Source organism: Burkholderia sp. AU39826, assembly GCF_020419965.1.
GTDB classification, from domain to species: domain Bacteria; phylum Pseudomonadota; class Gammaproteobacteria; order Burkholderiales; family Burkholderiaceae; genus Burkholderia; species Burkholderia semiarida.
In genome coordinates, this window is sequence record NZ_JAIZQG010000002.1 from 755,693 (window position 1) to 774,572 (window position 18,880).

At 61.6% G+C, this 18,880-nt stretch carries 7 protein-coding genes and 1 tRNA gene; 1 reads left to right on the forward strand and 7 read right to left on the reverse strand.

The features are described from left to right. Position 1 precedes the first annotated feature (1 nt). The 5 genes from cyoA to LGM42_RS08380 form a co-directional block, all read right to left on the reverse strand. The gene (gene cyoA, locus LGM42_RS08360) at positions 2 to 889 is read right to left on the reverse strand and encodes a ubiquinol oxidase subunit II (RefSeq protein WP_059608796.1); all 888 of its coding nucleotides are present in this window, start codon (positions 887 to 889) and stop codon (positions 2 to 4) included. 285 nt (positions 890 to 1,174) lie between these two features. After that, complete coding sequence (locus tag LGM42_RS08365) at positions 1,175 to 2,704, reverse strand: complex I subunit 4 family protein (RefSeq protein ID WP_059573654.1); 1,530 nt, start codon at positions 2,702 to 2,704, stop codon at positions 1,175 to 1,177. A gap of 597 nt (positions 2,705 to 3,301) precedes the next feature. Then, on the reverse strand, positions 3,302 to 5,044 hold the full coding sequence (locus tag LGM42_RS08370) for a ShlB/FhaC/HecB family hemolysin secretion/activation protein (protein WP_226231973.1): 1,743 nt from the start codon (positions 5,042 to 5,044) through the stop codon (positions 3,302 to 3,304). A gap of 32 nt (positions 5,045 to 5,076) precedes the next feature. After that, positions 5,077 to 5,577 carry a contact-dependent growth inhibition system immunity protein gene (locus LGM42_RS08375; RefSeq protein WP_226231974.1) on the reverse strand — a complete coding sequence of 167 codons (501 nt, stop codon included), beginning with the start codon at positions 5,575 to 5,577 and terminating at the stop codon, positions 5,077 to 5,079. 1 nt (position 5,578) lies between these two features. Continuing rightward, entirely contained in the window at positions 5,579 to 15,835 is a 10,257-nt protein-coding gene (locus LGM42_RS08380) for a hemagglutinin repeat-containing protein (protein ID WP_226231975.1), read from the reverse strand. Between the two features lie 327 nt (positions 15,836 to 16,162). On the opposite strand from LGM42_RS08380, the gene LGM42_RS08385 reads away from it, so the two are divergent. Beyond that, positions 16,163 to 16,348 carry a hypothetical protein gene (locus tag LGM42_RS08385; protein WP_226231976.1) on the forward strand — a complete coding sequence of 62 codons (186 nt, stop codon included), beginning with the start codon at positions 16,163 to 16,165 and terminating at the stop codon, positions 16,346 to 16,348. A gap of 761 nt (positions 16,349 to 17,109) precedes the next feature. Here LGM42_RS08385 and LGM42_RS08390 read toward each other — a convergent pair. Both LGM42_RS08390 and LGM42_RS08395 read right to left on the reverse strand, forming a co-directional pair. Then, positions 17,110 to 17,203, reverse strand: a tRNA-Ser gene (locus tag LGM42_RS08390). 110 nt (positions 17,204 to 17,313) lie between these two features. Then, a complete protein-coding gene (locus tag LGM42_RS08395; RefSeq protein WP_226231977.1) occupies positions 17,314 to 18,567 on the reverse strand; it encodes an aspartate kinase in 1,254 nt (417 codons plus the stop codon). Positions 18,568 to 18,880: the final 313 nt, after the last annotated feature.

Consider the following 18,880-nt stretch of genomic DNA (forward strand, 5'->3'; position numbering starts at 1 on the left):
GTTACCCCTTCGTGCCGCAGGCGGCGTCCTTCAGGTCGAGGACGTGGCCATCGTTGTATTTCGCGATGATGTTGTGGAAGAGCCGCGGATCGACCGACGAGAAATAGCGCACCGGCGCCTTCTCGCTCGGCTGCGCGACGGTGCCGTACACCGTCGCGTCGAGCCGTTCCGGCGACGCCTTCACCTTCTGCACCCACGCATCGAACTGCTCGCGCGGCTCGGCGAGCGTGCGGAACTTCATGTCGGAGAAACCGCGGCCGCTGAAGTTGGCGGACGTGCCCGCGTAGTTGCCCGGCTCGTCGGCGATCAGGTGCAGGCGCGTCTGCATGCCGGCCATCGCGTAGACCTGGCCGCCGAGCTGCGGGATGAAGAACGAATTCATCACCGAATCCGACGTGATGCGGAAGTTCACCGGCGTGCCGACCGGAATCGCGAGCTGGTTCACCGACGCGATGCCAAGCTCCGGATAGATGAACAGCCACTTCCAGTCGAGCGCGACCACCTCGACGTCGATCGGCTTCACGGCCGATTCGAGCGGCTTGTACGGATCGAGCTCGTGCGTGGTCTTCCACGTGAGCACGCCCAGGAACAGGATGATCAGCGTCGGCACCGTCCAGATCACGACCTCGATCGCGGTCGAGTGCGACCAGTTCGGCGCGTACGCGGCGTTGCGGTTCGACGCGCGGTAACGCCACGCGAACCACAACGTGAGCAGGATCACCGGCACGACGACGATCAGCATCGCCCAGGTGGACGTCGCGATCAGCGCCTTTTCGGCCGCGCCCACGCTTCCTTTCGGATTTAGTACATCTAAATTACAACCTGACAGGCTCAACGCCGCGCCGATTGACATCAGCGCCGCCCAGCCTCTTGAAGCCCTTCTTCTCATCACACAGCCCCGCGGGTCATTGAATCCGTTTGCGTATGCCCGATGCGCATTCGATTCACGAAATTGGCCGAATCATACGTCGCGCGAGTGCGATGAAAAACCGGTGCATGCGGCAAATCATCATTGCAAAATCTGCCGTGAGTCACATTGTCGCGGGGCAATTTCACGCAGCCGAAAGCGGGCCCGGCACTTGCCGTGCCGGGCTTCGGATCGATGCGCGCGCAACCATGCGCGCCGCGCGATGCGGCGGGCTTGCGCGGCGTGGCGCGGCTCGACGTGCCGCGATCAGTCGTGCGTCGACGCCATGTACGACGGCAGCGCCGGCGCGGGGGCGTCCCCTGCCGGCACTTTCGAATGGCTCGCTTCCTGGATCAGCTTGCCGACGGTCGGATCGATCGCATCGGTGAACGGCTTCGGATCGATGCCGACCGCCAGCACGATCAGCGCGAGCGACGCGAACATCACGATCTCGCGACGGTTCAGGTCGGCGAGCTTCGCGATCTGCTGGCTCGCGACCTTGCCGAACACGACGCGCTTGAGCATCCACAGCGTGTACGACGCGCTGAGGATCAGCGTGAGCGCCGCGATCGCGCCGATCCAGAAGTTGAAGCGGATCGCGCCCATGATCACCATGAACTCGCCGACGAACCCCGACGTGCCCGGCAGGCCGACGTTGGCCATCGCGAACAGCAGCGTGAAGGTCGCGAAACGCGGCATCACGCCCGCCACGCCGCCGTACGCGGCGATCTCGCGCTGCCGGGTACGGTCCACGAGCACGTTCACGCACAAAAGCATCGCGCCAGCCACGAAGCCGTACGACACGAGCTGCACGATCGCGCCTTCGACGCCGATCCGGTTGAACAGGAACAGCCCGAGCGTGACGATTCCCATGTGCGCGACCGTCGAATACGCGAGCAGCTTGCCGAGATCGGTCTGCGCGAGCGCGATCAGGCTCGCGTAGACGATCGCGAACAGCGACAGCGCGATCACGGCCGGCGCGAAGAAATGGCTCGCGTCGGGCGTGATCGGCAGCGCGAAGCGCAGGAACCCGTACCCGCCGAGCTTGAGCATCGCGAGCATCAGCGCGGCGCCCGTCGGGCCGTCGGTGTACACGTCGCTCAGCCACGTGTGGACCGGCCACATCGGCACCTTGACCGCGAACGCGGCGAAAAAGCCGACGAACACTAGCAACTGCGGCGCGAAGCCGAGCTGCAGCGTGCGCCATACGGCCATGTCGAACGTATGCGACTGCGCGTACAGGTACAGCATCGCCATCAGCAACAACAGCGAGCCGGCGAACGAGATGAAGAAGAACTTCACGGCCGCATACACGCGGCGCTCGCGCCCCCACGTGCCGATCAGCAGGTACAGCGGGATCAGCGTCGCCTCGAAGAAGATGAAGAACAGCAGCCCGTCCTGCGCGACGAACACGCCGACCATCAGCCCCGACAGGATCAGGAACGACGCGTAGTACTGCGCGACGCGCACCGTGACCGATTCCCACGACGCGACCACCACCACGAGCGTCGTGAACGCGGTCAGCACGACGAGCCACAGCGACGCGCCATCGATGCCGACCCGCCATCCGGCATTGAATGCCGCGAGCCAGTCGCGTCTTTCGACGAACTGCATCGCAGCCGAATGCGCGTCGAAGCCGGCAACCAGCGGCACGACGGGCGCCAGTCCGGCGATCGCGCCGACGAGCGCGATCAGCCGTATTCGCCGTGAATGCTGATCGGAACCGGCGCGCAGCAGGCCCGCGCCGAACAGTATCGGAACCCAGATGGCCAGGCTCAGGAAGGGAAAATCATGCATGTCAACAACGCCTTGAGGAAGTCGCACCCTGCATCGGGGACAGGCGCGACGAAAGGAACGAAATCAAATCGACAGGTAGATTTCGTGAATCGCCAATGTTGGCTAAATGTAAAGCGACATCAGCGGAAAACTTGATGCCGCTCAAACGCGATCGGGTTAACCAGCATAAGGCGATTGATTATTTTCTGCAGCGCAGCAGAGCACTGTTTTTCGGCGTCAGCGTAGTTCGCTGATTTTTATGAGCAATTTTTTGTATTGCCCGAGGTCGGGCGCGACGAAAATAGACGCAGCGCCGCATTTTTGATGTCGGCAGGGCATTTGGAAGGGTCGGAACGGCAAGGTCGGCATTCCGCGATCTCGCGATCGCACGGCACTCCCTGCCTTACAGAAGTGCTTTCATTTTTACTTCATTCGATGTAGTGCAGCGCATATTGGGCAATGAGGTGCCCTCGCCCGCCCCTTCTCGTGCGGCCGTGCCCTAATAACTCAAGCGGCCCCACAAGCCCCGCTCGGCGGCAATCTCGACCAGACGACATATGCCACACCGGGCCTGCCTGCGACGCGTGCGTGTCGAAGAAGTACCTTGGCTCATTGTCTTCAGAACTGAGCAGTCACCTGAAAACCGAGCGTCACTCGCGCGGTCGGAAAACCCGACGGCTTGTAGACAGGCGTACCCGCGAAGAGATCGTACGCATAGGCTCCGAATCGCGTGCCCACGCTCCCCTTTATGCCGATCACGGCGCCGGCCAAGTGCGTCCCGACGAGGGCGACAGGCTGCGGGCCCCATACGCGACCGTAGTCGAGCCCCGCATAAACTGCCTGTCCCGTCTGCCCGATCGGCGCCTGCAATTCGTTGCGCCAGTAGAAGCCGCGTGCTGCGGCGAGCATCGTCTCGCCATCGAAACCGCGCACTGTATAGCGACTGCCAATCGTCAAGTCGTCGATGTAATAAAGCGTGTTTCCGGTGTACTGGCCGTGGAATGTGCCGACATAGCGGAATGGCTGCTTACCGATGGCAAACGGCACCGACAAGTTCGCGTCGAGCACCGCCATCTTGAAGCGATAGGTCGGTCCACCACCCGCTGCCATCGTATCGTCCTGAGCACCCAGCCCACCGACACCTTGACGATATGCAAGTGAGCCATCAAACTGCGCGCCGCCGAAGTAGTGGCGATCGGTCAGGCCGAGTTCGATCATCGTGTTGTTGCGGCGCTGCTGCGAGATCTCTGTGTCTTCGATAAAGCTTTGTCCGAAACGACGCGACAGGCGAGCGTAGGCGCCGAACACATCGTTCTGACTACGCGACAGCACGCGGGCCAGTTTGAAATCGACCGTCTTTGAATTGCCGCTCGCGACGAATGTCTGATTCACGCCAGCAATCTGCTGGTAGTACGTGTTCGTGTAAGCGGACAGCGTGGCCGTCCAGTAGCCCCACGGGATCGAATAGAAGCCGTTCCAGCCATGCGAGCCGAGGCGCTTGTCACCAAATTCCAGATCCTGGCTCACGCCGACGTTGAAAATGTCGTTCAGGCCGAGCGGATTGTCGATGCCGAGCGACAGATTGCCTTGCAGCTTGCCAGTCGCACGCGTGCCTGAGTTGTCGACGGACGCGACGACGGTCCACGGTTTGCCTCGCTTCACGTCGAGTACGACATCGCTTTCGCCGGGCAGCTCGCCCGGAACGATTTGCATCGAAACGTCCTGGCTCGACACGCGTTTCATTTGCTCGAGGCCCTGTTCGAGATCGCGCAGGTTCAGCAGTTCGCCGTCGCCCGTTGGAAATGCGGTCTTCCACGTGCCGCGCAGTTTCTCATCGGCGAAGCGCACGTGGCGGACCACACCCGGGATCAGCGAAAACTTGAGGATACCGGTCGAGAGATCCTGTTCAGGAAGTAGCACACGCGTCGTGACGTACCCGCGCGCTAGGATCGCTTGCGACAAACCCTTGACGAGGATGTCGAGGCCCTGTTTTCCGATGCACTGACCAGCATAGTGCTCAAGCCATTCACGCGCGAAGGCGAAGCGATCCATCGGCAATGCCGACGCGCCTTGCGATTTCAGGGCCGTGGGTAGCGCATCGGGTACGTCGAGCGCAAAACGCTCGATTCGAAAGCAGGGCGTTTCCGACGGTAGCGTGGGATACCCAACGCGCGCCACGACGCCCGATCGCACCCCGGGTGCGGAGACCGCCCGTTCACGCTGGCGCGCCTCTTCCTGCTGTCTGGATTGCTGATCGTTACCCGGAATGATCGTATGTTGCGGGATTTCCTGTGCAGCTACGCCTACTGTCACGGACAGCAGCGAGGCCGCAATGCAACTCCCCCGTCGGACAATGCTCATGGATGTTGTTCTTATCAATCGGGTTCGTCGATTTAAGGAATGCATCGCTCCAACGCGACTCGCAGAGCAGCGCCGATTTCTGCTTCTGAAGAATCGGATGGAAGGATGACTTTGGCGTCGTCGCCTAACCCTTCCCACGCTTCGAGCTTGTCATGACGGTTTGGATCAAGCGTTAGAACACCGTCAACTACTTTTGCATGACACAAGATCATTTTCTTGAACAGGGCTTGCTTGGTTTTGTACCCAAACCGTGTAAGAAGGCCATCGACCCATTTCTTATAGTTCTCTCCAACCAGCCGAAAGTCGAAGAAAAGCTGATTTTCCGCACGTTGCTGTGGGGTAATGAAACGGCTTTTCGACAACGCATCGTTGAGACAACGACCGAGTGTTTCGTCATCAGCATCTGTGTCGAGGAAATGTGCACCGCCATCCGGATCTGCGATTGAAACACTATATCCAGACTGCGTTCCAATGAAAATGAAATCTCGATTTCGATAAATGGCCGCACCGCGCCAAGGCTTAACGTCACTCAATTCACTTCCCCTTTACCGTTGTCACAACAACCTTAACACCCTGGCTCTCACCGTACTGGATAGCCCGATTGATCTGCTCCCACTGCACCGCGTTTGTTTGTTCCGGCACTGCAAGTTGCAGTTCTTTACTCACTATTTGTGCAGGATCGACCCGCGTGCCAAGGAGGGTGTAAGGTTTGTCATAGTTCAACATAGCGTCAATGTTGCCTTTCACCGACGCATATACCTGCTGCGGGTTGGTGACCCGAGATTGCAATGTCGTGTCCAATGTCTTGGCGCTTGTCGCTGTTCGGGTTTCAATATCGTAGAAATCGAACGTCTTGAAATTCGGTGGCAAACGTGATCCCGCAGGCATCTTAGTCTCAAGATAATTTTCCCACGGAAGTCCCTGCGTACCAATGCCCTTCCCCCACGTAATGCCGGCATCGACCACGGTCGCACTACGCCCCGCGAGCGCCATGCTATCAAGCATATCGCGACCGACCGTGATGCCGACCTTGGCAAGGCCCACGCCGGCCTTCACAGCACCGCCGACGCCAGCCACCACGGACCCGACCTGCCAGGCCAGATCGCCTATATTTTCACCGAGTTGCAGCGCCTGATCAGTCCCGCCGACGCGCAGCGCGGTCTGAATCTCTCCGATCTTGGCATTCAGGTTGTCAACGACGGCCTGTCCAAGCTGGTCGCGCATCTCCTTGCTGTTGATCAAGTCATACATCCCTTTCAGCCCGGTCACCGGGTCACTTAGGAATTCCGCCAACCCACTAACGTCGTTCCAGCCTGCCTGCGCAAGCCCCTTGCCAAATCCGGCCAGCGTCGCGGCATCCTGTACTGACGATACTGTTGCCCACTTTCCTGTTGTCTGAACAGCGCACATCAGATTCGCACAGGCCATCAACTCCTTCTGCGCCTGCACCTTCTGTTCAGTCGCAAGCCAATTGTTCTGCGCGGCCGCGGCAGCACTGGTCGTTGTCGTGGCCGCGCCCGAGGCGCCGCCCACCCCGGATTCAGCCGCCACGCCGGCCACGATGGACGAAATCAGATTTTGTTTCGCTTCCTTCTCCTGCTCGGTCATGTCAGGAGACGGGGGCGCAAACAGATTCGTCAGCAGACTGGATGCCGCCGCGCCCATCGCGCCGGCGCTGCAGCTTTGGCTGCTGGCAGCCGCACCCGCACATCCAACAATCGCGTGCAGTGCAGCATGCAGCGGGCTACCTTCCGTCACCGTGCCGTTTTCGACCAGCTTGCCGATGTACGACGCGCCTTGCTGCTGCAGGTAATTCACCACACCGGCCTGCGCAAACTGGCCGGCGCCACCGGTCACGTTGCCACCCGCAGCTGCGGTCAGTGCGGACAGCACTTGCCGGTACGTACCGCCTGGGCCCCATTCCGCCGTCAACTGGTCGGCCTGCTGCTGCGCCTGCAATCGTTGCTCGGGCGTCAAATTCGGATTCTTGGCGGCAGCCCGTGCCGCGTCCGCTTCCTTCAAACGATTGTCGACGAAGGTTCCGACCTGATTGATAAACTGGCTCGTGATGTCGAACCCGGCCTGAATCTTGTCCTTGTCGAAGATCGGCGCGAGCGCGCTGCTCGTGTTCGACGTGTCGCGATTGATGTTCGCTACCGCTTCGGCGGCAGTTTGGTCCGTCAGTTGCTGTTGCTTCGTGCCATCGGTAATCGTGACCGTACCACCGCTCACACCGCTCTTCGTGGTCGAGCTCGCGTCACCCGATGCGCCTATCACCACCGGTGACGCAACTGACACCCCGCCCTTGCTCGGCACACTGGTCCCAGGCACCGGATTCACGTTATCCGCCTTGCCCTTCTGATCCTTGCCGATGGTGCCGCCATAGCCGCCCGAAAGCCCGATCGACGATGCGTCGTACGATGCGTGGTTCTCGATGTCGCTATGGGTGAGCGTCGCGGTGCTCAGCGTGTTCAGATTGTCCTGGACGGCCTGGTCGCTGCTCGCGATCACGCCGCCCTTGAGATCGGTATTGCCTTTCACGTCGACCTGGAAGCCGCCGTCGCCCGCCTTGATTCCGGATTGCTCGATCACGCTCGCGTAATCGCTATTCATCTTCGTCTGGCCCACACTAGCGGCCACACTCGATACGCACGGCGGTGGGCACACACTCACCGAAACGCCTGCGTTCTGTTGTTTCGAGCCGTAATGGTCCTTGTCTTGCAGGCTCTCGATGTTCAGGTTGCCGCCGACATCGGCGACCACCTGCTTGCCCGACGCGACTGCGCCCTTCAGATTCGTATCACCGCCTGACTGGATCGCGAGCTGGTTGCCGGCGGTCACATGCGTGTTCGTCCACGTCGACGAATCGCCGTCCGCGTTGCCGCGATTGCCTGCAACGCCTGCCGTAAGCGCAACGCCAGTTTTTGCGCCGACGGTGAACGACAAACCCACCGAAGCACTAGATCCGCTGTTCGTGCTGTGCTGACTGCTGGTGTTTTCCGCCGCCTGCAGTTTCACATTCCCATCGGCCTTCAGCTTCGCGTCGTTGCCAGCCGAAATCGTGCTGCCGACCACGTCGATATTGCTGTCTTTACCTGCGCCCGTAGCGGAGATCGACACGTTGCGGCCTGCCGATACAGTACTCCCCACCGCAGAACTCGACTGCGCATACATCTGACTGTCGCTCTTGCTGGCCCCGAGCGACACATTAATTCCGACGCTCGCCGCCGCCTTCATCGGATCGCCGCCCATCTGCTTCAGCGAGTCGTAGGTATTCTTCGCCGCAAGGCCCGTGGTCGCTGCCGCCAGCGCGATCAGGCGCGGGTCGCCGCCCACGTTTTGCGCCGCGTTCGCCATCTGCCGTCCGGTCTGTACTGCCGCCAGGACCGGATTGGTCACCCCAACCGTCAGGCCCGACTGGCGGAACTGCTGCTGCTCGGCGAAGTTCGTCGTATCAGTCGCCGCATCGATCTTCACCGTCTTGCCGGAAAGATCGACGTCGTTACCGGCATGCAGAACGCTGCCGGTCGCATGCAGATCGTTGCCCGCGCTTACGGTCAAATTCCCGTTCAGCGCGCCGATCGCACTGCCGTTGTTCGTCACCGACGCGGTTTGCTGCTTGTTGGATTGCGAACGCGAGCCGACGGACACCGACAGCCCGCCGTTCGACATCAGGCCGGTTTCTTTCTTGTCGTAGTACGTCGACGTTTGAACCGTATCCTGCGATGTCGTGACGTTCACGTTGCGAGCAGCCGACAGCACCACATCGTTCGTGCCGACGATATTGCTTCCCGTCACGTTGATGTCCCGCCCGCTCTTGACCGTGACGCCATCCGCGGAAATCGTGCTGCCTACGCTATAGGTCGCGGTCTGATCGATCCCGCTCGCGACCTTCGAACCGCTGACGACGTTGCTGTGGCTGTGCGTTTCGTGCGAGTTATATTCGCGTGACTCAGTCGCCGCGCCCACATTCACGTCGCCTACCGCCAGCAGATTCGCATTGCCCTTCTCCAGGCTGATCGCACTGCCGCTTAGCGTAATGTCCTTGCCCGATACGATATTGATTGTGTTGCCAGCGGTCAGCGTCGTGCCGGCCAGCGTCTGGCTCGATGAATGCAGCGTTCCCGCATAGCTTCGGCTGCCGTCGTCACCCGAACTGTTCGCATTCACCGTCGACGTAGAACTCGCCGTTCCTAGCGTGACATTGCCCTTGGCGGCAATCGTCCCACCTTGGCCGAGGTCGATCTGCGCCCCCTTTGCCGTCAGGTCGCCCCCGACTACGACGTTAGACTGCCCCCCCACCTTCACCGAACTCCCGACCACGCTATTGAGATCGGTGTTCGACACGCCGTTCGCCCGCTGGACGACCTTGTGTTCGCCGACCTGTTGCGTGCCGAGCGTCCAGTCACCGCCGACGTTAGCACCGAGATTGCCGCCGACCGTCAGGCTACCCGCAATCTGCTGGAAATTTCCGCCGGTCTTGATCGACGCATCGCCGACCACATCGAGTTGCGCGGTCGGCCCGAGTGTCGTCTTGACGCTCGTCGCACCGTCACGACTTACCTGGGTGCTGGTGTTCGTCGCAGTGTTCAGAATCAGATCGCCACCGGCATTCAGATTCAGGCTGCCGGCCTTCACCTTGGCCGAAGTCAAATCGACCTGACCGTCCGTCGTCAGCGACATCAGCCCGCCGCTTTGCAGCGCGCCGAACGCGTTGTCGATCTGCTTGCCCTGAATCGACAGCGTGTTGTCGGCCTTCACCGTGCCGCTGTTCGTGAAGTTCTGCGCGTCCTTCAGATCGATATCGGTGGCGGTGATCAGCGGACCATTGACGTTCTGCTGGTTCGCCTGCGCCAGATACACGACCGGCACAAGTACCGACTGACCGTCGACCATGCGCGTTTCCATCATGATCACGTTGCCGGTCAGCTTGGATACCTGATCGGCGGACAGGCTCGCACCCACCGGCAAATCAAGCGATTTCGCCAGATCCGCGCCAGCAGCCATCAACGACTGATACATCGCCTGCAAATCGGTGTACGGGCCGAGCACGGCCTTGCCCGTGAGCGCCGTCACCTCGTTTCTGACGAGTTGCTGCTCGTAGAACCCGTCGCCGAGACGCTTGGGGACGTGCGTCAGATCGACGCCAATCTGGTTGAAAAAGTAGTCGCTCGACAGGAAGGTCTTCTGATTCGTGAACGCCGGGTTCGTCTCGATAACGTAGCTCGCGTTCGGCGACTGGCTCGGCCTGTACAACCCGCCCTGCGGAATCGCGAGGTTGTCCAGCACCCTTTGCGCCGTCGCGCCGGCAATGATCGGGCTGATGGGCTGAACGGGCTTGCTCGTTACGGTCCCGCCTTCCGCGCCGGTGCCGGAAACCTGCCCCGTTACCATACCGCCTGACGTTTTCGACACCGCGGCATTACCGTTCAGACTTCCAAACGTCAGACCCGGCACTTCCTGGCCGGGGAGCAGCCCGAGCGACGGAATCGACGCATTGCCCGCCGTGTTGTTGATGCTGACGCCCGTGCCCGAGATCGTGCCGTTCGAGCCCAACGTCGAGTCGTAACCGGCAATCGCATACTTCTTGACATCGGCCGGCGCCGCCTGGGCGTAACCGCCGGGGTGACCGCCGACGAACGGCATGTCGCCGAACGGCAATGTCCAGTTGTGCTCGCTATTGTCGTAGTTGTTGTAGTGGTAATAGCCCGAATACGTGACAGTCACGGCCGGCGCCTGCTGGCCGGAAGCCGCCCAACCGTCGCCGTCGTAATGCTGCGGCATGTCGACGTTGCCCACGGCCGTGATGTGGCTCCAGTAGTTCTGAAGGTTCCCGACCGTCGTCGCATTGATTTTGCCGCCCGATACGATCTGACCGGCAGCACTCGACGCCGTAACCGTGCTCGCCACTGCCGTGCCAGTATAAGTCGTGTATTGATAACCGCTGTTCCATTGCCCATCGTGTGGCGGAACGGTAAATACACCGCCCGGCTGGGCCTGCAGCTTCGCGATGATGGGTGCCGGATCGTAATCCGGAAAGTTCGGATCGCGCGAGAGGTTGATCCAATGAACATCCTGACCACTACAAGCGGCCATGTAGTACGCAATGCAACCCGACATGCTGATGCCAAGTTGCTCCAGCACCGCGGGATCGACGCTCGTGGTCCCGCCCGATGTCTGCATCTGACGACGCGTGTTCGTGACGCGGTCCGCATGCAGTTCCATGTCGCCACCGGACTGGATCAGCGCCGACGCATTGTTGACCAGCGCCGCATTCGTGTAATTGCCGCTCGCGTCCTTGCCGCCCGCCAATACGACCTTACCCATGCCGAAGAGGGCCGTCGTCGCCATCGTGTCGGCGGACGACGTATCGTCCCGGTTCTCGATGTCACGCGCGAGTATTTCGAGCGTGCCGTTGGCGTCGGATCCGCCGATCAGCGCAGTCGGCCCGACGTTCGAAATCGTACCCGTCGCATTGAGCGACGCACTCGCGCCGACGAGCGCGCCCGTGTTGTACAAATTGGCCGATTGCGTCCGCAACAGCCCACCTGCCGTCAGTGCGCCCACGTTCACGATGTTGCCTGCATTGACGCTCAGGTTGTTCACCGACTGCAGGTTCGCATTGTTCGTGAAGGTGCCTGGCAGCGTGAACGTGAGATCGTGACCGACGTTGAACTTCGTGTCGGACGTCGACACGTAGTCGCCCTGCAGATTCACGTTCACGTCGCGCGCCGCACTGTACGCCCCGCCGCCCAGCAACGTGGCAACCGACATCGTCAGATTGCGCGTAGAACTGACTCGGCCATTCGTGTTCGTGATCGCACCGCCTGTCGCCACGGTCACGTCGCCGTTCGTATTCGCGACGTTACCGATCGCGCCGCCACTGTTGTCGACGGTATTTGCGTTTACGTGCAGGGAGCCGCCGCTGAGCTGACCGCCTTGCGTGTTACTGATCGATGCCGCGCCGATGGTGACATCACCGTTGCCGGTGATCGCGCCCATGCCTGACACGTTGCCGGCATGGCTATTCGCGATCCAGGCCCCACCGTGGACGTTCATCTGGCCCGTGCCGAGATCGACGACGGCACCGTCCGTATTGTCGAGCGACGCCGCTCGAAGATCGAGCGTACTCGCGTCACCGGCTGTCGACTGGCCCGCCTGGACGTGACCGCCGCGGTTGGATATTGCGCCGCCGGCCGAGAGCGATAGTGAAGCATTCGAGCGCAGCAGGCCCTGCGTATTGTTCACGTCGCCGCCAATCGCCGCGTTCACACCGCGTTGCGCGGCGAGAATCCCGTTCGCATTGTTCCAGTTGCCCGCGTTGACGATGGCCTGCCCCTTGGTCACGATGGTGCCCGAAGCATTGTTCAGCGAGCCGGCTCCATTGCCCGGCGCGATCGTCAGGGTACCCGTACCGGCATGCGTGATCGTTCCGCCCGCATTGTTCAGCTCGGCCGGCCTGAGCGTGAGGTCCGTACTGTTGGTCTGGATCACGCCGGCCGACGAGTTGTCGAGTGTGCCGCTGACGTCGACAGCCATCGCCGACGTTCCGTATTGAGTGATCGTGCCACCACGGTTTGCCAGGTTCGCCGCCGTCAATGCGAGCTGGTTTGCCTCGAGTCTGCCTTGGCTGTTATCGAGCAGGTTGCTGGCCTTCACAACAAGATTCGGTGCAACGATCGACCCTTGCTTGTTCGTCATCGACCCGGTCTGGATCGTCGCATTCGCACTCGCGCCGATTTGTCCACCGTCGTTGACGAGCATACCGGCGGTCACGCCCAGGTCCGTGCTCGACAGCAATTTGCCGTTCGCGTTATTAAGCGTTTCGCTGACCTCGGCCGCCAGCCCCATCTGCGCAGTGATCGAACCCGCCGTGTTGTCGAGCGTTGCGGACCGGGCGTCGACCCGGCCATTGCCGACGATCTTCCCGCCCGCATTGCTGATCGCGTTCGCTCCATTGCCGAGCGTCAGCGTGCCAGTCCCGACGTGCGTGATCGTGCCGTGATCGTTGATCAGCGTCGCAGGAGACAGCGTAAGGTCGGTACTGCGGGTCTGGATCACGCCGCCCGACGAATTGTCGATCGCGTTGCTGACGTCGACGTTCATGGCCGACGAACCATACTGGGTGATCGTCCCGTTATGGTTCGTCAAATTCGGCGCGGTCAATGCGAGTTGATTCGCCTCCAGCGTGCCTTGACTGTTGTCGAGCAGTTCGCTCGCGGTCACGCTCAGCGTCGACGCAGCGATCGAGCCGCCGCTGTTCGACATGGTTCCACTCCGGATCGAAGCGTTCGTATTCGCGCTGATCCTCCCGTTATCGTTTTTCAGCGTGCCGCCTGCGATGCCGAGGTCGGCATTCGACAGCAGCTTGCCTCTGGTATTGTCGAGCGCGCCGGCGACGGCTGCCGTCAATCCGGTTTGGCTGCTGATTACCCCGGCCGTGTTGTTCAGCATCCCCGTTCGAGCTGCAACACGCCCGTTGCCGGTAATAGTGCCGCCGACATTCGACACTCGGCCCGTACCGTTATCGATGGTCAACGTACCATTGCCGGCATGCGTGATCGTGCCGCCATCGTTGACGAGCGTCACCGCCCCGAGCGTCAGGTCGGTACTGTTGGTTTGCAACGTACCGCCGTTGGAATTGTCCAGCGTCCCCCACACGTTCGCGCTCATCACGCCGGTGCCGGTCTGCGTAATCGTGCCACCGTGGTTCACGAGGTCGGTTGCATTCAACGACACCTGGTTGGCCTGCACGGTGCCCGCACTATTGTCGAGGGTCGTACCGGTCAGTGTGGCGGCCTGACCGGCGATCGAACCGCCGTTGTTGGTCAGGCGCGCGCCCGCATCGACCGCCACCTTCTGTGCGGCCTGCAAAACGCCATTGGCATTGTCGACCGATTGCCCGAAGACATGCAGGTCTGCATTGGATGTGATCCTGCCGTGGTTCGCGACATTACCGCCTCGCACGGTGACGTCGCCATTGCCGCCAATGATGCCGCCCTGCCCGCCGTTCGCGGTCGTGCCTGCGGCGTTGGTCAACGCACCGCCGGTCGTCACTGTCAGGCCATCGCTGTTGAGCGATGTGATCCGGCCCGCCGTGTTGTCCAACGACGCGCCGGATACTGTCATGCCGGCGGCGCTCTGGATCGTCCCTCGGTTGTTCGCGATTGCTCCGCCCCGCACTGCCATCGTGCTTTCGGATACCAGTTCGCCGGACTGGTTGGCGATCTGCGCTCCGACATCAACCGCCAGTGGGCCTTGCGACGAAATCTTTCCGCCCTGGTTCGACAGATTGCCGCCGGTCAGCGTCATGCCGCCGCCGCTCGACAGGATGCCGTGGTCATTGATCACGGTGCCCGACGCGTTCGCCTGGATAGCGCCTTGCGCGCTCGTCGTCGCGTTCGACAGGTTCAAATCGCCAGCCGCCGCGTTCAGCGACAGATTAGCGTTCACTGCCGTCTGAGAGCCGGAGAGATTCACGCTGGCGCCGTTCACCGACGCGTTGCCGCCTGCGACGTTCTGGCCCGTTGCGTTCAGTTGGCCCGACGCCGTCAGGCTCAGGTCACCACTGTGCCCAACGGAGCCGTCGTTGCTTACACCCGCGGCGAGCGTGCCGGTCGAATTGACGTTACCGGCGTTGACCGTCGTGTTCTGCTGCGCCGCGAGTGTCCCGGTGTTCGTGAGATCGGCGCGCGTACTGGCCGACAGCGACTGCTGCGCATACGTCGTGCCGCTGTTCTGGATACCGCCGGCCGCCGACATCGCGAGATTGCCGCTAGCAGTCGTCTTGCCCGTGAGCACGAGCCGGCCATCCGATTGCAGCGTCAAATCGCCCGCCTGTGCCGCGATCGTGCCGGCGTTCGCGACACCCACGCCCGCGGAGTTGCCGACCAAAAACACCCTATTGGCATACATGCCGCCCAACTGAGCCACATCGATCGCGACAGCCGGGGCAGGACCGTCACCCGCGATCGGCGTCGTGGCCAGCGTGTCGTGATTGACCTGATTCGCACCCGCGATTACGTTGAGATTCTTTGCATAGATCGCGGCGTTAGCCTGTACAGCGCGCGCAATGATATCGGTCTGATCCACCGTGGACGCATCCAGCCCCGCGCCTTGCACGGTCACCAAGCCGCGACTTACATTGAAGCCCGTCAGCGAACCGTCCGCGCCGAACTGCGGCACGCCGGTCGTCAGAACCGCGCGCGACGTATTGATGAAACCGCCGCCATCCATGACGATCCCGGCCGGGTTCGCGAGAACGATTTCCGCGCGACTCCCTGCGATCTCGACATACCCTTTGATCTGGCTGGCCGCCGTGCTGTTGACCTGGTTGACGATGATGCGCGCCGCCTGCCCCGTGCTCAGGTTCGGATTGCCGTTGATATAGCCGGCCTGCTGCGTGTTGACGATCGCCGACGCGTTGTTCAGGATCGCGCCGTTCTTCTGAACGTCGAACTGGTTGTAGGTGTTCAGCGACACGCCGGCAGCGCTCGGCTTGTTGATGTTGACTTGCGGCAGACCGTTGGGCGTCTGCACCACCGTGGGTGCGTGCGGCCCCGCGCCGACGATCTGCGCAGTCGCCCACATTGGATTCGCGCCGGCGGCGACCAACGCGCCGAATGCGGCGACGCGCAGCGCGAACTTCGCTGCCGGATACCCGCCGCCGCACTTGGCGGCACGGCGTGTTTCGCCCGCACTTGTTTTCCCCGTCCTGCCGGCCGTCTCTTCGACTGCAATCAGCATACCGCGCACGCGGCTGTACACCAGCCGATATTGGTTCTTGTTCATGATTTTGGTCTACTCGCGATTTTTTCTTTCGATCCGCTCTCACGGCATCGAACATCGCTGGAATCTAATTGAAACGTATAAGTCAGCGTCAAAGAACGTCAATCGTTGCCCGGGCATCCCGACCGTGGCAAGTTACATATCGCCATCGTCCGCAACGATGCGGCGGCATTGTAATGGCAATCCGGGCGAATATTACCTTACCCATCATCTCAAAAATCCCTGACAGAATTGCGAGGGCGACTTGGCGCACAACCGATAATCAATTTTCTTTCTACGGCCGCTCCGCCGATGCGTCTCCGCATCGGCGCACTTCACTCAGGAGTTCTCGTGACCCCCGATCCCCCAACCTTTGCGCTGATCGGGCTGGGCCTCGCGATCGTTCCCATGGTCGCGGTGGGTTTCCATTGGCTCGCTATTGAGGACTGGCCAGCACGCCGACACACGCCTGTCACTCCCCCGCCGACTCACAGCGCCACCACTCAGCGCACCGCCGTCGACGAATTCGACGAATAGGAAGCACTCGCGCCGCATCCCGATCACGTCATTCACGCAACGCGCGAAGCCAGCGTCGAATCGGCCGATAGCTATCCGTCGTTCGGCCGGCGCGAAGAACCGCCTTCGCATCCGGCTGCGAGCGAAGGCCGCCACGACCTGCGCGACGCGATCGAATCGTTGATGGAGCGAACCGGGCAAACCCGACCCGGCGCCAACCAAGGCCACCGCGCCGTCGTCGCCCAATCCGGCAATCCGCTGTCCGCGTCGTCTGTCCTCGCGTATCGACTCGCGCAATCGCGGCCGCAAGGCCGGTAGCACGATCGGCAGCGTCGCGGGGGCAACGGGCGGCATGGTAGCCGCGCTCGCCGGCGCGGAAACCAGCGCAGTCGTTGGCTCGATCGCTGGACCACTCGGGATGGTCTTCGGCGGGCTCGCAGGTGCAGTAATTGCCGACCTCGCCGGCAGCGCCGCCGGCTGCGCCGTGGGTTCCGCTGTCCGGGCAGCAACCGATGACAACGTACTGGACAATCACACAGTCTCGCGTGCAGCCCCACCTTCAGTGCCTCGCAGAACCGAACGGCTCGCGTCCCTTGTCACCTTTCTCCCTCGATTCCCTTTCCGTCCGGCACTCGCCATCGAAGACAGCGCCGCGGCATCAATAAATGCCTCACACCGACGACAAGCCCTGCCCAGCGCACGCTTGCTGATGGGCCTAGTGAGGGGCTGAAAAAGAAAAAGCCCCGCAAGTCCGAGAACTTGCGGGGCTTTGTCACCGCTTTTGGCGGAGACGGAGGGATTCGAACCCTCGATCCAGGTTTTGGCCCAGATGCTCCCTTAGCAGGGGAGTGCCTTCGACCTCTCGGCCACGTCTCCCAAACTTTCGCTCGCACCAGGGAGGCAGTGCGACGAGAACGAGATAATATAGGGTTTCGAACCGTACGTCAAATTCCGTGATGCATTTTCTTCAATGCATCACGAAAAATTCACGATGCCTGGTCGAGTTCGAAAGCCTTGTGCAGCGCGCGGACGGCCAGCTCCATGTATTTCTCGTCGATCAGCACCGAGATCTTGATTTCGGACGTCGAGATCATCTGGATGTTGATGCCCTCTTCCGACAGCGTGCGGAACATCTTGCTCGCGACGCCCACGTGCGAACGCATGCCGACGCCGACGACCGACACCTTCGACACCTTCGGATCGCCCTGCACGCGCTCGGCGCTCACATGGGCCTGCACCTGGTTGGTGAGGATGTCCATCGCCTTCTGGTAGTCGCCGCGACCGACCGTGAACGTGAAGTCGGTTTTGCCTTCGACGCTCTGGTTCTGGATGATCATGTCGACGTCGACGTTCGCATCGGCCACCGGGCCGAGGATCTGATATGCGATGCCCGGCTTGTCGGGCACGCCCATCACCGCAATGCGTGCTTCGTCGCGCTGGAACGCGATGCCGGAAATGACTGCCTTTTCCATGGTCTCGTCTTCTTCAAAAGTAATCAGGGTGCCCGAGCGCATTTCTTCGTCGAGCGCAATCAGCGGATCGGTCAGGCTCGACAGCACACGCGTCTTCACCTGGTATTTGCCGGCGAATTCGACCGAGCGGATCTGCAGGACCTTCGAGCCGAGGCTGGCCATTTCCAGCATCTCCTCGAACGTCACGCGGTCGAGGCGGCGCGCCTCTTCGACGACACGCGGATCGGTCGTGTAGACGCCGTCGACGTCGGTATAGATCAGACACTCTTCGGCACCGAGCGCAGCCGCCACCGCCACCGCCGACGTGTCCGAGCCGCCACGGCCCAGCGTCGTGATGTGACCGTCCGGATCGACGCCCTGGAAGCCCGTGATGATCACGACCTTGCCCGCGTTCAGGTCGTCCTTCACGCGCTCGTCGTCGATCGAGTGGATGCGTGCTTTCGTAAACGCGCTGTCGGTCTTGATCGGCACTTGCCAGCCGGCATAGCTCACGGCCTCGACACCGATTTCCTGCAGCGCGATCGACAGCAGGCCGACGCTGACCTGCTCGCCGGTCGACGCGATCATGTCGAGCTCACGCGGGCTCGGCTGGCTCGAAATCTCTTTCGCAAGACCGAGCAGACGGTTGGTTTCGCCGGACATCGCCGAAGGCACGACCACCATCTGGTGCCCGGCCTGATGCCATTTTGCGACGCGTTTCGCGACGTTCTTGATGCGCTCGACCGAGCCCATCGAAGTGCCGCCGTATTTGTGTACGATGAGTGCCATTGTCGTTCTGAACTGGAGGAGAAGCCGCACGGGCGCGCTGGGCAGGCCGCATAGCCGTTCGGTCACGCGGCTTGTGGCTGTGGACGGACGACAAGGGGGACGGCTGGGACGCAACACGCAAGCGTGACGGATTTTGCCCGGAAGGCCGATCAGGCCGCGCAAACCGGGTACGTCACGCGGAAAACCTGCACAAAACGCTCAAAAATCGAGCCGAGCAAACGACCGAGCGTACCCGATAGAAGCCCGCTTGACAAGCCGCGCGCCGTGGCGGCGACCGTTCCGGCGCTGTTTACCAAATGGTGAAAATGGGCGC

Coding starts and splice junctions, on each gene's coding strand:
- LGM42_RS08365 (WP_059573654.1), bottom strand. CDS start 2,704: ATGCATGATTTTCCCTTCCTGAGCCTGGCCATCTGGGTTCCGATACTG.
- LGM42_RS08370 (WP_226231973.1), bottom strand. CDS start 5,044: ATGAGCATTGTCCGACGGGGGAGTTGCATTGCGGCCTCGCTGCTGTCC.
- LGM42_RS08395 (WP_226231977.1), bottom strand. CDS start 18,567: ATGGCACTCATCGTACACAAATACGGCGGCACTTCGATGGGCTCGGTC.
- LGM42_RS08380 (WP_226231975.1), bottom strand. CDS start 15,835: ATGAACAAGAACCAATATCGGCTGGTGTACAGCCGCGTGCGCGGTATG.
- cyoA (WP_059608796.1), bottom strand. CDS start 889: ATGAGAAGAAGGGCTTCAAGAGGCTGGGCGGCGCTGATGTCAATCGGC.